Origin of the sequence: Streptococcus sp. FSL E2-3488 (genome assembly GCF_038003585.1) — a bacterium.
Lineage (GTDB): Bacteria > Bacillota > Bacilli > Lactobacillales > Streptococcaceae > Streptococcus > Streptococcus thermophilus.
In genome coordinates this window covers 1,638,247-1,652,124 of record NZ_JBBOPL010000001.1, presented here as the reverse complement: position 1 = coordinate 1,652,124, position 13,878 = coordinate 1,638,247, and the positions used below count along the sequence as shown (strand labels likewise).

Genomic DNA, 13,878 nt, shown 5'->3' with positions numbered 1-13,878 from the left:
AACTTTAAAATCTTTAAGAGTTAAAGAGAGACGTTAGCAAGAAATTGAGGTGAAATTCCATGACTACTTGAAGAAATCTTTGTCTGAGGCCAAGTAGAAATTAACTCAGGATGGCTTAAAAACAGAGGTTCAGTTAGTTTCCAATGTCTTTATCTTATGGTATGGGGCACAATTGGTTATGTAAGGGCAACTATCTGCTGGTCAGTTGATTACCTATAGTATGTTGCTTAATTATTTTACGACTCCTTTAATTAATATTATCTATCTTCAATCTAAGATTCAGCAAGCCAAGGTAGCCAATAATTGTCTTCAAGAAGTTTATGTTGTGAATAAGGAAGAAAAAGGTCAACTCAAAGATTTATCCTTTAAACAATTAGACTTAAAAGGTGTTAGTCATCGTTTCAGATACCAATAAGAGACACTTCATAATATTGATTTGACGATTAATAAGGGAGAGAAAATCGCCCTCATGGGTCAGAGTAGTTCTGGGAAAACAACTTTAGCGAAGATTTTGTCAGGTTATTACACAAAATCTAGTGGTCATGTAATCATAGATAAAGCTTCTATTAGCCAAGCGGAGTTGCGCCAGCTGGTGACCTATGTTCCACAACAGACCATGTGTTTACGGGAACAATATTAGAAAATCTATTGTTAGTCCTTGAAGGAGAAGTTGATGAGCATCTTATTCTGAAAGTCTGTGAACAAGTCGATATTTTGGCTGATATTCAAAAGATGCCCCTAGGTTTTCAGACCCAAGTATCTGAAGACGGAGGTCTGTCTGGCGGTCAAAAACAAAGATTAGCTATAGCAAGGGCTCTCTTGTCCAATCAACCAATCTTGATTTTTGATGAAGCTACAAGTGGTCTGGACAGGAAAACTGAAAGTAGAGTAATGGCCAATCTTTCTGAACTGACACAAACAATGATTTTCATTGCTCACCGTAGCAGTGTCTACCAACATGTCAGTCGTGTAGTGACTATGGCAAATGGGAAGCTTGAAGCAGCTAGTCCCAACTTCAATCCATTCCAGTTCATTTAAAATCATCTTCCTATTTATATAGAAAAATTAAGGAATCTAAAATTTCAAATCTTGCAGCCGTCTTCTTTATGTAGTATACTGGGGGCATACTATTAAGAGGTGTAAACATGTTAGAGGCATATAAAAATTTTTGGTTAGACTATCTCGATTTTTATGGTCGTACAAAACGATTAGACTATTGACGGGTTGTCCTGATTAATGGCGTTATCGGTAGCTTGGTTTTCCTACTGATGTACTTGCTTGGGCAAATAAAAGCTGCTGGATTTACATTGACGGATTTCATTCTATTTATAGCAGCAACGGCGCTTCCTACCATTTCTATGCAGATTCGTCGTCTACGTGATGCCAATTTCAATGTTGCTTGGATTGTTTTAAAGGCAACTCCTTTAACGGTAGCTCTTTGGGTAATGTACGCCTAAAATAAAGCTACCTAAGAGGCTAACGAGGGTGAAGCTGATAGTTGCATAAAATACAGCGAGACGGGTCGCCTGGATAGGTTTATAAAGTCTAATAAGTGTTAGGACACACCAAATAAAGAGTACTGTGACAAACCAACCTGATAGTAAGCGATGTGGCGTTACACCATAGAGTGCTATATAAACGCCAAAGAGTTTCCAGCCGGCGATAAGGGCAAAGAGGCTAGCAAAAGTAAAGAGTAGGGTACTCAACAAACGGAGGCCCCTTGTGGGTGAAGAAGTTTTCTTTAGAAAAAATGTAAAGTCCAGCTAGGATTCCCAAGTTAAGGGTAGAGACTCGAACTAATTGCCAGAAGCCCTGAACAGCAATATGTGAGGCTTGATGGGCTGGAATGTTGACTTGGTTGAGAGAAAGGAGTTCTCACATTTGACTAGTGGCAGTTAATATGAATAGGGCATAAGTAAGGCAGAGGCTTCCGAGTACGATATAAGCTGCTACTTTTGGAAACTGACGGGTTGCTTTAAGACGGCCTTCAAATCGTTTTTGACTAAGTAGCTTTTCTTTTGCCAAATAGGTTGCAATAAGTTGAGCAAAAAGTCCTGAGCCAGAGGGATACTGGTTATTAAACGAGAGAATAATAATCCGTTATCCTTGAAGGTGATAGTGAAATCAAGTAGAGTAGCAAGTGTATGGAAGAACTGTTGCCAAAGTTGTCCGAAAGCAGGCAAGACCTGACTAAGCTGACTAGCAGCGAATCCCGTCAGTATCAAGGCAATCATGATACTAATGAGAATCATCCATTTGTGGTTCTGAACTGCGTGTTTTTCTTCTTCAGAGAGCTCTTGTTTAGGTGCTGTTTTATAGAGTAGTGTCCAGGTTCCGATAAAGAAATATTTCAGTGAGAAGATGCAGCTAGTGTATAATGAGATCTAGCCAAACCATAATTCCCAAACGGTCTTGGCTACTTTGTCCAGTACGTGCCCATTAAGTAAAGGAGGATACTCGCATGAAGGCAAAGAATCTAAGCGCTCTCCCAGTTGTCGTGCAGACCCCAAAGACTAATTTGTAAACCTTGTAGTAGACTAGTGACCATAAGTATTGCCGATTCAAGTCGCTTTCCCTTTGCTTTTCCACCTAATAGACGACAGCCCAGTTCAATCGTACTTATCAAGACAACGATTGCTGGAAAGGCAAAGGAAAAATGGGTCAAGTAAGTGACATATAGGAAGCAGGCCACGAGACAGGCGAAAATCAGTCCCTTAATTTTCCAAATGTCTTTTGGTGAAAAATATTCCAAGAGTTTCTTGGTTTTGGTTTGAAGACTAGTCTTTTCGTCGGGATATTCCTGGGAGACTAGCTGTAAATTAGTAGTATAGTTATTTGTTTCCATCATAATTCTCCTTTTGGATGTTAGTCCAAAAAAGACTTTATTATAAAAAATGTTCAATTTTGTCACCCAACTGTAAAATTACTAAAAATAGTTCTATGGACTTAGGTCTGGAGAATGAGTTGGAAAAATAGGTGAGTAAAAAATATTATTCTCACATTGAATGATAGATTGTACGGGCTATATTGTCAGAAACTGTCAAATGCTAAAGATAGTTTTTTAGAGATTAACTGTTTGTTTATCTGGGATTGAGCAAAGGACTTCTATCGAGGATCACCAAAGGTGATGTCATTTTTTGACACTATATGTTAGATTGACTGCTATCTAAATGTTGCAAAATTTCTGAAAATTCGTTGACATGTGTTTTCAAAGTAGTATGATATTAACATAAAAAAACTTAGGAGGTTCTTATGTTAGGTGTCATCCTACTCTATGTTGGTATGGTTTTGATGAGTAATGGACTCCATCGTTTAGAGGGTATTCCTGATAAATCAAATGTTGTCATGAATATCTTTACGGGTGGTCTGGGTTTGATTCTCAACATTATTGTCATTGCTTACGGAGCTTGTACAGGGCAAGGTGCTGAATGGTTTTATGGTAGCGCTACTGGTCTTTTATTTGCTTTCACCTATCTTTACTCAGCAATCAATACGATTTTCGATTTTGATCAACGTTTGTATGGGTGGTTTAGTTTATTTGTGGCAATTAATACGATACCAGCAGGGATTCTTTGCTTAACATCTGGATACGGTGGTAATGCTTGGTATGGTATTATTTGGTTCTTGTGGGGTGTCCTATGGCTAACTGCCTTTATTGAAATTAATCTTAAGAAGAATCTAGGAAAATTTGTCCCTTACCTAGCTATTTTTGAAGGAATTGTAACAGCTTGGATTCCAGGGCTTTTGATGCTTTGGGGCAAGTGGTAAGCATTGATTTAAGGAGGAAAAACGATGCAATTGACAATGCGCGAGCAGGAAAAAATGATGATTAGCCTTGCGGCTATGATTGCTCAACGACGTAAAGACAAAGGAATCAAATTGAATCATCCAGAAGCAGTTGCTTTAATCACTGACTATGTGCTTGAAGGTGCAAGAGAAGGTAAAACTGTTGCCCAATTGATGGATGAAGCTCGCAATCTCTTAACACGTGAAGATGTTATGGAAGGTATTGCAGAAATGATTCCAATGATTCAAGTTGAAGCTACTTTTACGGACAGTACAAAACTGGTTACTGTTCATGATCCTATTCAGTAAGGAGAAATGTAATGATTCCAGGTGAATACCATGTGGCGAGTGAGCCAATTGATTATAACGGTGGTTATGAAGCCATTAGTCTTGAAGTGAAAAATGTGGGTGACCGTGCTGCTCAAGTGGGTTCTCACTACCATTTTTATGAAGCAAACGAAGCTGGTCTTCAATTTGATCGTGAAAAGGCGCGAGGCAAACGTCTAGATATTCCAGCAGGTACAGCCATTCGTTTTGAGCCAGGTGAAACGAAAACAGTACAACTTATTGACTTTGGAGGGAAACGTCGTATTTTTGGTTTCAATAACAAGGTCAATGGTTTCTTAGACTAGAAAGAGGACAAATCGATGAGTTTTAAAATGGATCGTGAAGAGTATGCTCAACACTATGGACCAACTGTAGGGGATAGTGTACGTCTTGGAGACACCAATCTTTTTGCAGCCATTGAAAAAGACTTTACTGTTTATGGACAGGAATCTAAGTTCGGTGGCGGTAAAGTTTTGCGTGATGGTATGGGTGTTAGTGCTACGGAAACACGTGACAATCCATCAGTTGTTGATACCATTATTACAGGTGCAACCATCATTGACTATACAGGTATTATTAAAGCAGATATCGGTATTCGTGATGGTAAGATTGTTGCTATTGGTCGCGGTGGTAACCCAGATACAATGGACAATGTGGACTTTGTTGTGGGTGCTAGTACAGAAGCCATTGCTGCAGAAGGTTTGATTGTGACTGCTGGTGGTATTGACCTCCACGTACATTATATTTCTGCTGACCTTCCTGAATTTGGTTTGGATAATGGAATTACGACCCTCTTTGGTGGTGGTACTGGTCCCGCTGACGGTAGTAATGCAACAACATGTACACCTGGTAAATTCCATATTACTCGTATGTTGCAAGCTGTTGATGATATGCCTGCTAACTTTGGTTTCCTTGCCAAAGGTGTTGGTTCTGAGACTGAAGTGGTTGAAGAGCAAATTAAAGCTGGTGCAGCAGGAATTAAGACACACGAGGACTGGGGTGCGACTTACGCAGGAATTGATAATTCCCTTAAAGTTGCGGATAAATACGATGTTTCTTTTGCGGTCCACACCGACTCTTTGAATGAGGGTGGATTTATGGAAAATACTTTGGAATCTTTCCAAGGTCGTACCGTTCATACCTTCCATACCGAAGGTTCTGGTGGTGGGCACGCTCCAGATATTATGGTTTTTGTAGGTAAGGAAAATATTTTGCCATCATCAACTAACCCAACTAACCCATATACTACAAATGCTATTGGTGAGTTGTTAGATATGGTTATGGTTTGTCACCACTTGGATCCAAAAATCCCAGAAGACGTATCTTTTGCCGAATCACGTGTTCGTAAACAAACTGTGGCTGCAGAAGATGTTCTTCACGATATGGGAGCCCTTAGTATCATGACTTCAGACGCCATGGCAATGGGACGTGTCGGTGAAGTAGCAATGCGTTGTTGGCAACTAGCTGATAAGATGAAGGCTCAGCGTGGTCCACTTGAGGGAGATTCAGAGTTTAACGATAATAACCGTATTAAACGTTACGTGGCTAAATATACAATTAACCCTGCCATCACCAATGGTATTGCAGACTATATCGGTTCTGTAGAAGTTGGTAAATTTGCAGATTTGGTTATCTGGGAACCAGCACAATTTGGTGCAAAACCTAAGTTGGTGCTTAAGGGTGGTATGTTAACTTATGGTGTTATGGGTGACGCTGGTTCAAGTCTTCCAACACCTCAACCACGTATCATGCGTAAATTATATGGTGCTTATGGTCAAGCGGTTCATAAAACAAATCTTACATTTGTCTCTCAATATGCTTATGATCACGGTATCAAAGAAGAAATTGGTTTGAATAAGATTGTTCTTCCTGTTAAGAATACGCGTAACTTGACTAAGCGTGATATGAAGCTTAATGACTACGCTCCAAAAACAATCCGTATCGATCCACAGACCTTTGATGTCTTTATTGATGATGAGTTGGTTACTTGTGAGCCAATCCATACGACATCATTGTCTCAACGTTATTTCTTGTTCTAAGGAAAACGCTATATACATGAGGCTGGATTTTTTCCTCCAACCTCTTTTGTATTTTACAGCCATAACGTTTTTAGCACTTATTAGGTTGCTATATGAGTCTGATGCTAGACTTTTAAAATGTAATAGAAAAGGAAAAAGTATGATTTTTACAAAAGTAGATGCTCTTGTTAAGGATATCGATGTGGACAAATACCATATTGAAACAGTCATTCTTTCGAGTGACGATCTTAACAAAAAAATTATTCGTGTGAAGAGTGATCATGGGAATGAATTTGGTATTCGTCTTGATAAGGGACAAAAATTGCAAAATGGATCTGCCTTTTTTATCGATGATCACCATGTCCTAGCTATTGGTGTTGAGTCACAGGATTTGATTGTCATCTCACCTAAAGATATGGATGAAATGGGAATCACAGCTCACATTCTTGGGAATACTCATAAACCGATTGAGGTGAAAGATGCCAAGATTTATTTAGAGGTTGACCCAGTTGTAGAGCAAGTCTTGACTCAAAAAGAGATTGCCTACACGATTGAAGAAGTGGTCCTTGATAAACCCCTACGCCATGTGAATTTAACTGCCCATGAACATTAATCCCTTTGCTAATGTATCTTTGCAAGATTATCTTGAAATTGTGCAAATTGTCGATTCAACCTTTCCAATTGGATCATTTAACCACTCATTTGGGATGGAAAATTATCTGCGTGAAGACACTGTAACAGATGATAAAGGTTACGAAGAGTGGCAAGAAGCCTATTTAGCCAGTCAGTTTAAATATGGTGAAGGTCTTGTAATCAAACTGGTTTATGATGCTATGGTTACAGATAACATAGACCAGGTTTGGTATTATGATAAGGTCTTGACAGTTTCAACGCAAGCGCGTGAAACAAGACAGGGGACTAAAATGATTGCTAAACAAATGCTTCGACTCATTCAAAGGCTTCATGCTATTCCGGTATTGGATGACTATCAGTCTAAAATACGTAAGGGTGTGGCCTTCGGCAATCCAGCTATTGTCTTTGCGCTCTATGTGTTTAACAAGGGCTTGGGATGTAATGAAGCCATAGCACTTTATGGTTATAGCGTGATTTCGACGATGGTTCAAAATGCTGTGCGTGCCATTCCCCTTGGACAGTTTGCTGGACAGGAGATTGTTTTACGTAGCTTTTCGCAATTAGAAAAAATGACACAAGAAATTCAAGAATTGGATGCGTCCTACCTTGGGGCCAATACGCCTGGTCTTGAATTAGCTCAGATGAAACATGAAACACAGGTATTCCGCCTATTCATGTCCTAAAATATCAACAAGGTTGAGAGGAAAAAACAATGACAAAACGTACTGTAATTATTGGAGTTGGTGGACCTGTTGGTTCAGGTAAAACCCTTTTGCTTGAGCGTCTTACACGACGTATGTCTGACTTAAATTTAGCAGTTATTACTAACGATATCTATACAAAAGAAGATGCCCTTTTCTTGGCTAAAAATTCAAGCTTAGACGAAGACCGTATCATTGGTGTAGAAACTGGTGGATGTCCTCATACTGCGATTCGTGAGGATGCCTCTATGAACTTTGAAGCGATTGAAACTCTTCAAGAGCGCTTTAATCATGATTTGGATGTTATTTTCCTTGAAAGTGGTGGAGACAACTTGGCTGCGACCTTCAGCCCTGATTTGGTTGATTTTACCATTTATATTATTGACGTTGCTCAGGGTGAAAAAATCCCACGTAAGGCTGGTCAAGGGATGATTAAGAGTGATTTGTTCTTGATCAATAAGACTGACCTTGCACCTTATGTTGGAGCCAACCTAGATCGTATGCGTGAAGATACCCTTCATTTCCGTAACGAAGATTCTTTCATTTTCACAAATTTGAATAATGATGACAATGTTAAGGAAGTAGAAGAATGGATTCGTAAGAATTTCCTACTAGAGGACTTGTAAGATGACACAAGTTTACGATGGCTTTGTCCATCTTGGATTTTCAAATCGAAATGGTCGTACAATTTCCCACAAGAAATATCAAGAAGGTAACTCTCGAGTATCGGCAGATAATTCAGATGCCAATGGCGTTCCTTACTATTTCCTCATTAATATGGGTGGGGGTTTTGTCGAGGGTGAGCAGTATCAAGTGACCATTGATGTTAATAAAGATGCTCATGCCTTGGTGACAACTCAAACACCTACCTATGTTTACAAGTGTGAGAAAGGACAGTTGACACAACAGAATACGTCTATCACACTTGAAGAAAATAGTTATTTGGAGTACATGGCTGATGAAGTTATTCCATATTTAAAATCACGCTATTTCCAAACAAGTCGTATTGATATGGATAAGTCTGCCCACTTGATTTATTCAGATGGTGTAACGGCAGGTTGGTCTCATGAGGATTTACCGTTTCAATACCATTATTTTCGTAATTTGACACAAATTTACCAAGATAATGAGCTTGTTTATAGCGATCAGACTCTCTTAGAGCCTGAGAAACAAGATATGTTTAAACTTGGTTATTTTGAAGGATGGCGTAATTACAATAGCTTGATAATGGTGTCCCCAAATATTGACGAGGCTTTTGTTAAGGCTTTGCAGAAGCACTTAGAAGGGCTAAATCTTGAGTCTGATTTTGCCATTTCATCCTTAGATATCTCAGGTTTGGTGTTACGTATCTTAGGAAAAACTGCTGAGGATAATCGTCGCATCATTTATTCTTGTGCAGACTATTTTAGACAAGAAATACATGGATTAACCCCTTTGGATTTGAGAAAAAATGATATGAGGAGATAAAAAATGCATATTCCTGAAAATTACCTAAGCCCTATGACTTGTGCGGCAATGGGGGCAGTTATGTTGCCTATTTGGTATAAGGCTGTCAAGGAAGTGAAGGTAAAGGTTAACACTGATAAAAAAACGATTCCTATGTTGGGAATCGGGACTTCCTTGTCCTTCCTTATCATGATGTTTAATCTTCCAGCCCCAGGTGGAACGAGTGCCCATGCTGTTGGGGCAGTGCTAATTGCTATATTGTTAGGACCTTGGGCCTCCTGTTTAGCAGTTAGTGTGGCTCTAGCTATGCAGGCTTTGCTATTTGGTGATGGTGGGATTTTGGCCTTTGGTGCGAATGCCTTTTGTATGGCTGTTGTCATGCCATTTGTGGGTTATGCTGTTTATAAACTCTTGAATAAGTGGACAAAGAATAGGATAATTGCTAGCTTTTTTGGAGGTTATATTGGAATTGTAGTTGCGGCCCTGACTGTTGCGGTTTTACTAGGAATTCAACCGATTCTCTTTAAAGATAGCAGTGGTAATCCGCTTTACAATCCATACCCTTTGAGAGTGACGCTTCCAGTAATGGGCTTGACTCACCTGCTTATCGGCTTGGTAGAAGGATTTTTCACAGCCGGTGTTCAAGAATTCATTGAACGTTTGAATATTGATAATACTCAGGAAATAACGACTAAAAAACTACGTCCTTTATTGCTCTTTATCCTAGCCTTAATTATCCTAACGCCACTTGGTTTATTGGCGACGGGAACAGCTTTTGCAGAATGGGATGTCAAAGAGTTAGTAGAAAAATTGTCTCATTACCATGTGGAAGCCCAAGCGCCAAAAGGAATGTTGAATGGTTTTTCATTCAATGCCCTTTTTCCAGATTATAGTATCGCAGGCATTCCAGAAATTTTGGGTTATATCCTGAGTGCTGCCTCTGCTGTTTTGATTTTCTTCATCCTCTATCGCTTGATTTTCGGTAGAAAGATTGAAAAATGATTCTGCCAGATTGGATGTCGGAAGAGCGCCCAGTAGTCACTAAAGTCGGTAGAAATAACTTTCTTATCCGGAATCGTCACCATCTGGAAGCTCTTCTTCAAAAGTTTGAAACGCATCCTTTAAAAGTAGCATCAGTCTTTCATCCAACAGCTAAGGTTTTACTTCTCTTTTTCTTACTTGTTTCAGTGGGAATTAGCCGAAATCTCACAGTTTTGTGGATTATAGCCTTGTTTTTAGGAGCTGGCGTGGCTTTTTTACCGCATTCTGTTTTAGTAAGAACTTTGAAAAAAACTGTAGTGTTGTTGATCTTCCCTTTAGTTCTTTATCTACCGCATCTCTTACTTAGCGGAGGTCAATCGCTCTTTCTTTTTAGACTTCCTTTGATTGCCGTAGCCATTGCTTATTATTCAGAGACAAGTACAATAAGTGAGATGCTAGTGGCATTAAAAGGGTTGCATTTTCCTGATCTTGTTCTGCTCCAGTTAGATATCACCATAAAATATATCGATGTCTTTGGAAAACAATTAATGGATTTGCTCAAAGGGATTGAAGCACGAAGCTTTGGCGGCAACCATCGTTTCCGGATTGGAAGTAATATCTGGGGAATTTTATACCTTAAAGCTATACGCTATGGTGAGGAACTGACTCAAGCCATGGAAGCACGTTGCTTTGTTGGTGAGTATGTCAAGTCATCACAGTCATTCACATGGAAGGACTGGCTGGCCTTGATAGGTCTAGTAGCAGTGATTTTAGGACAGATTATGTTAGGAGGATGAGATGTTTCAATTGAAACAAGTGGCCTGTGCCTATGAACAAAAAAAGGTCTTTACTGGTCTTGATTTGGAGATTAGACAAGGACAATATGTGATGTTGATGGGGGAAAATGGGACTGGAAAATCAAGTCTTATCAGTTTATTAACTGGCTTCAAGCAGGAAGAATCTGGTCGCATTCTTTTCTTAGGGAAGGACCTCAAAGAATGGCTGAAGGACAAACGTCAAAAACGAGATTTTTATAGTCGCCTCGGAATCCTCTTTCAGGATGTGGATAGTCAGTTATTTAATTGTACTGTCTATGATGAGATTGCTTTTGGTCCACGTCAGCTAGGTCTTACCGAAGAAGTGTCACAGCGCGTTCAAGACACGCTATCCCTGCTTAAAATTGAAGATTTAAGAGATCGCGTTCCCTATCAACTGTCTGGTGGAGAAAAGAAGAAAGTGGCTTTTGCCAGTATCATGGTAACTAATCCAGATGTGTATATTCTTGATGAACCCTTCAATAATCTTTCTAAAGAATATGAAGAATTTTTTAGGGAACTTCTACATGAGCTTCATTCAGCTGGGAAAACCATTATCATGTCTGCTCATCACTTTAAGCATCTTCATCACGAAAAGGCTGATGTTCTTCTTTTTGAAGACGGCAAAGCTGATTTCTTTCCTGCCCAGGAAGTGCTCAGTAACCAGCAAGTAATTGAGCGTTTGTCACATTATTAATAAGGATAAGTAGGAAATCGTTCTAGGTTTCCTACTTTTTTCTTTGTCAAACAATTGATATTTTTAGGTGATAGTATTTTCTTATCACTTTGATTATGTTTAAGTATTAGTTAAGCTTAGTGAATTCTGTTACAATAAAAAAATCAATCTCAAAGGAGAGTATTATGAAACTTAAAAAAATTGATACTGTCAATAATTATGTGTAAACACTCAAGTAGAGTTGAAGAATGTTAATCAAATAAGCTTTCAAGTGTGTCAGCACATTGGCCAAACCCTTTATGGATGCGTTGATTTTGCTTGAAATTATAATCTTCAAACAGGGTAACTAAATAACGTTCCAGAGCCTCCTCGTTAGGAAAAAGAACCTTCTTTTTCGTTTGACGTTTGATTTCTTTGTTAAGAGACTCAATGAGGTTTGTCGAATAAATGCTATGCCAAATCTGGTAGGGAAACTGATAAAAAGTTAAAAGATTATCCGTATTCTCCAGACTTTCCATGACTTTCCTATACTTTGGTTTCCATTCGGCGATAAAGTTCTCTAAAATTTGCACTGCCATTTCTAAATTTTCAGCACGATAAATCGTTTTAAATTGCTCCAGAATAACCGCTCTATCTGCTCGTTTCACTTTACTAGCTAGATTTCGACTAATATGAATTAAGCAACGTTGTTGTTTAGCTAATGGGTAAGCCTGATTGATAATCTGTTCAAGCCCCTTGAAGCCATCGGTCACTACAAGAGAAACCTGTTGGATTCCTTGGTTTTGAAGCTTGTCTAACAGGGTGGACCAAGAAGCATTGTTTTCATTTGGGGCGATTTCATATCCAAGAACAGCCTTCTGTCCTTCTGGTGTAATGCCAAGTGCGATATGAATACATTCTTTACTAACGGTTCCACGTCTTAAGGGGAGATAGGTTCCGTCAAGAAATAAAACAGAGTAATTGGCTTCTAAGCTTCGCTCATGAAAAGTAGCGACATTCTCCTGAGTTGCTTTTGAGATATTAGAAATTGTGGCAGGACTATAGTGATGACCATACATTCGCTCGATGATATCACTAATTTCTCGAGTCGTTACACCGGTTTGATAGAGTTTGATAACCATCTCTTCCAAGTGGTCATCTCGACGTCCATAAGCGGGAAGCAAAGCTGGACTAAAGTTCCCATTACGATCTCTAGGAATACTCAACTGAACAGTCCCATATTTGGTTTCGAATTTCCGTGCATAGCTTCCGTTACGACTATTCCCAGAATTATAGCCTAATTTATCGTAAGGTTCATACCCTAAAAAGGCTGATAACTCTGCTTGAAGCAGATCATTCATTGCTGTTTCAAGAGAAGTACGGAAAAATTCATCAATATCTTGCTTTTGGGCTAGGAAGTTAAGTAGTTCTGTGGTAAACTGAGTCATAGGAATAAATCTCTTTCTAGTAATGTTTTGCAACTCTACTATAACGGATTTATTCCTTTTTGTGTTTACACAACTTATTTTACACTACCAAAAAATTCTTGGAATTACGGGTGTAGCCATTGCTTCAGTGGCTTTGCTTGCTGCATGTTCATCTAAATCACCAAAAGAAGCATCTAAATCTTCAGGTGCTAAAGAAACAATTAACTTTGCCACTGTTGGGATAACAGCACCGTTCTCATATGAAGAAAACGGTGAATTGACTGGTTACGATGTGGAAGTGGCTAAAGCAGTCTTCAAAAACTCTGACAAATATGAAGTGAAATTCCAAAAAACAGAATGGTCTTCAGTATTTACAGGTCTTGACTCAGCTAAATACCAAATGGCTGGGAACAATATCTCTTATTCAGAAGAACGTGCCCAAAAATATCTCTTCTCATATCCAATTGCTACCACACCAGCTGTTTTGACTGTTCCAAAAGATAGTAATATTAAGAAATATGATGATATTGCTGGACACTCAACGCAGGTTGTTCAAGGAACATCGACAGTTACTCAATTGACAGAGTTTAATGATAAACATTCAGACAAGCCAGTTGAACTTAACTACACAAATGAAAATATTGAACAAATGTTGACAAATTTGAATGAAGGCAAATATGACTTCAAGATCTTTGAAGCACAAACTGTTAATGCAATCATCAAAAACAATAAATTGAGCAACTTGAAGACTATTGAGCTTAAATCTGATGAACAACCATACATCTACTTCTTGTTCGCAGATAATCAAAAAGATCTTCAAAAATTTGTAAACAAACGTTTGGAAGAACTCCAAAAAGATGGTACTTTGGCTAAGTTGGCTGAAAAATTCTTTGGAAACAAAGATTATATTCCAACTAAAGATGCTTTGAAAGTTCCAAGCAAAAAATAAGAAAGTCTCTTTTGTCAACTGTAGTCGGTGACGAAAAGCCTTTGTTTATTATATGATAAATAAAAGAGGGAAATGATGAAAAAGGTAAAATTTTTGCCAACTTTGAAAATTGCTTTTGAAATTCTTATTGTTGTGTGTGG

Annotated in this window: 18 protein-coding genes and 1 pseudogene; 15 read left to right on the top strand and 4 right to left on the bottom strand. The window is 38.7% G+C overall.

Annotation, left to right across the window (positions count from 1 at the left end; genetic code table 11):
* The first annotated feature begins 205 nt into the window (after positions 1-205).
* The 3 genes and pseudogenes from MHH90_RS08490 (at position 206) to MHH90_RS08480 (ending at position 1,457) form a co-directional block, all read left to right on the top strand.
* A complete protein-coding gene (locus MHH90_RS08490) occupies positions 206-415 on the top strand; it encodes a hypothetical protein (protein WP_002946147.1) in 210 nt (69 codons plus the stop codon).
* A 54-nt stretch (positions 416-469) separates the two neighbouring features.
* Positions 470-1,038, top strand: a pseudogene (locus MHH90_RS08485) (ATP-binding cassette domain-containing protein).
* Between the two features lie 230 nt (positions 1,039-1,268).
* Positions 1,269-1,457 carry a DUF805 domain-containing protein gene (locus MHH90_RS08480; RefSeq protein ID WP_224103239.1) on the top strand — a complete coding sequence of 63 codons (189 nt, stop codon included), beginning with the start codon at positions 1,269-1,271 and terminating at the stop codon, positions 1,455-1,457.
* On the opposite strand, the gene MHH90_RS08475 is transcribed toward MHH90_RS08480, so the two are convergent.
* The 3 genes from MHH90_RS08475 to MHH90_RS08465 all read right to left on the bottom strand — a co-directional run bounded on the left by MHH90_RS08475 (position 1,425) and on the right by MHH90_RS08465 (position 2,848).
* Positions 1,425-1,709, bottom strand: a complete 285-nt coding sequence (locus MHH90_RS08475; protein ID WP_232557103.1) for a hypothetical protein — start codon at positions 1,707-1,709, stop codon at positions 1,425-1,427. The two genes, MHH90_RS08480 and MHH90_RS08475, sit on opposite strands and share 33 nt — an antisense overlap.
* Positions 1,710-1,949: 240 nt before the next feature.
* Positions 1,950-2,252, bottom strand: a complete 303-nt coding sequence (locus MHH90_RS08470; protein ID WP_224103194.1) for a hypothetical protein — start codon at positions 2,250-2,252, stop codon at positions 1,950-1,952.
* Positions 2,253-2,476: 224 nt separating this feature from the next.
* The gene (locus tag MHH90_RS08465) at positions 2,477-2,848 is read right to left on the bottom strand and encodes a hypothetical protein (RefSeq protein WP_224103195.1); all 372 of its coding nucleotides are present in this window, start codon (positions 2,846-2,848) and stop codon (positions 2,477-2,479) included.
* Between the two features lie 404 nt (positions 2,849-3,252).
* Here MHH90_RS08465 and MHH90_RS08460 point away from each other — a divergent pair, with 404 nt between their 5' ends.
* The 11 genes from MHH90_RS08460 to MHH90_RS08410 all read left to right on the top strand — a co-directional run bounded on the left by MHH90_RS08460 (position 3,253) and on the right by MHH90_RS08410 (position 11,404).
* Positions 3,253-3,768 (top strand): AmiS/UreI family transporter, encoded by a 516-nt coding sequence (locus MHH90_RS08460; protein WP_024704185.1) that lies wholly within the window; start codon positions 3,253-3,255, stop codon positions 3,766-3,768.
* 24 nt (positions 3,769-3,792) lie between these two features.
* Positions 3,793-4,095, top strand: a complete 303-nt coding sequence (locus MHH90_RS08455; RefSeq protein WP_002886558.1) for an urease subunit gamma — start codon at positions 3,793-3,795, stop codon at positions 4,093-4,095.
* An 11-nt stretch (positions 4,096-4,106) separates the two neighbouring features.
* On the top strand, positions 4,107-4,418 hold the full coding sequence (locus tag MHH90_RS08450; protein WP_002886559.1) for an urease subunit beta: 312 nt from the start codon (positions 4,107-4,109) through the stop codon (positions 4,416-4,418).
* Between the two features lie 15 nt (positions 4,419-4,433).
* Positions 4,434-6,152 (top strand): urease subunit alpha, encoded by a 1,719-nt coding sequence (gene ureC, locus MHH90_RS08445; protein ID WP_084828473.1) that lies wholly within the window; start codon positions 4,434-4,436, stop codon positions 6,150-6,152.
* A gap of 139 nt (positions 6,153-6,291) precedes the next feature.
* Positions 6,292-6,744 carry an urease accessory protein UreE gene (gene ureE / locus MHH90_RS08440; protein ID WP_002949549.1) on the top strand — a complete coding sequence of 151 codons (453 nt, stop codon included), beginning with the start codon at positions 6,292-6,294 and terminating at the stop codon, positions 6,742-6,744.
* Positions 6,734-7,447: an urease accessory protein UreF gene (locus MHH90_RS08435; RefSeq protein ID WP_002946398.1), complete on the top strand. Its 714-nt coding sequence runs from the start codon at positions 6,734-6,736 to the stop codon at positions 7,445-7,447. The genes ureE and MHH90_RS08435 overlap by 11 nt, the downstream gene beginning before the upstream one ends.
* 29 nt (positions 7,448-7,476) lie before the next feature.
* On the top strand, positions 7,477-8,091 hold the full coding sequence (ureG, locus tag MHH90_RS08430) for an urease accessory protein UreG (RefSeq protein ID WP_002889928.1): 615 nt from the start codon (positions 7,477-7,479) through the stop codon (positions 8,089-8,091).
* Position 8,092: 1 nt separating this feature from the next.
* Positions 8,093-8,932: an urease accessory protein UreD gene (locus MHH90_RS08425; protein WP_232979753.1), complete on the top strand. Its 840-nt coding sequence runs from the start codon at positions 8,093-8,095 to the stop codon at positions 8,930-8,932.
* Between the two features lie 3 nt (positions 8,933-8,935).
* Positions 8,936-9,913, top strand: coding sequence for a cobalt transporter CbiM (gene cbiM, locus MHH90_RS08420; RefSeq protein WP_011680723.1), 978 nt, complete (start codon positions 8,936-8,938; stop codon positions 9,911-9,913).
* A complete protein-coding gene (locus MHH90_RS08415) occupies positions 9,910-10,689 on the top strand; it encodes an energy-coupling factor transporter transmembrane component T (protein WP_014607956.1) in 780 nt (259 codons plus the stop codon). The genes cbiM and MHH90_RS08415 overlap by 4 nt, the downstream gene beginning before the upstream one ends.
* 1 nt (position 10,690) lies before the next feature.
* A complete protein-coding gene (locus MHH90_RS08410) occupies positions 10,691-11,404 on the top strand; it encodes an ABC transporter ATP-binding protein (RefSeq protein ID WP_011225459.1) in 714 nt (237 codons plus the stop codon).
* A gap of 230 nt (positions 11,405-11,634) precedes the next feature.
* Here MHH90_RS08410 and MHH90_RS08405 read toward each other — a convergent pair whose 3' ends face one another.
* Entirely contained in the window at positions 11,635-12,810 is a 1,176-nt protein-coding gene (locus tag MHH90_RS08405) for an IS256-like element IS1191 family transposase (RefSeq protein ID WP_340725732.1), read from the bottom strand.
* Positions 12,811-12,871: 61 nt separating this feature from the next.
* Between MHH90_RS08405 and MHH90_RS08400 the strand changes: the two genes are divergently transcribed.
* Entirely contained in the window at positions 12,872-13,738 is an 867-nt protein-coding gene (locus MHH90_RS08400; RefSeq protein WP_445330287.1) for an amino acid ABC transporter substrate-binding protein, read from the top strand.
* Positions 13,739-13,878 lie beyond the last annotated feature (140 nt).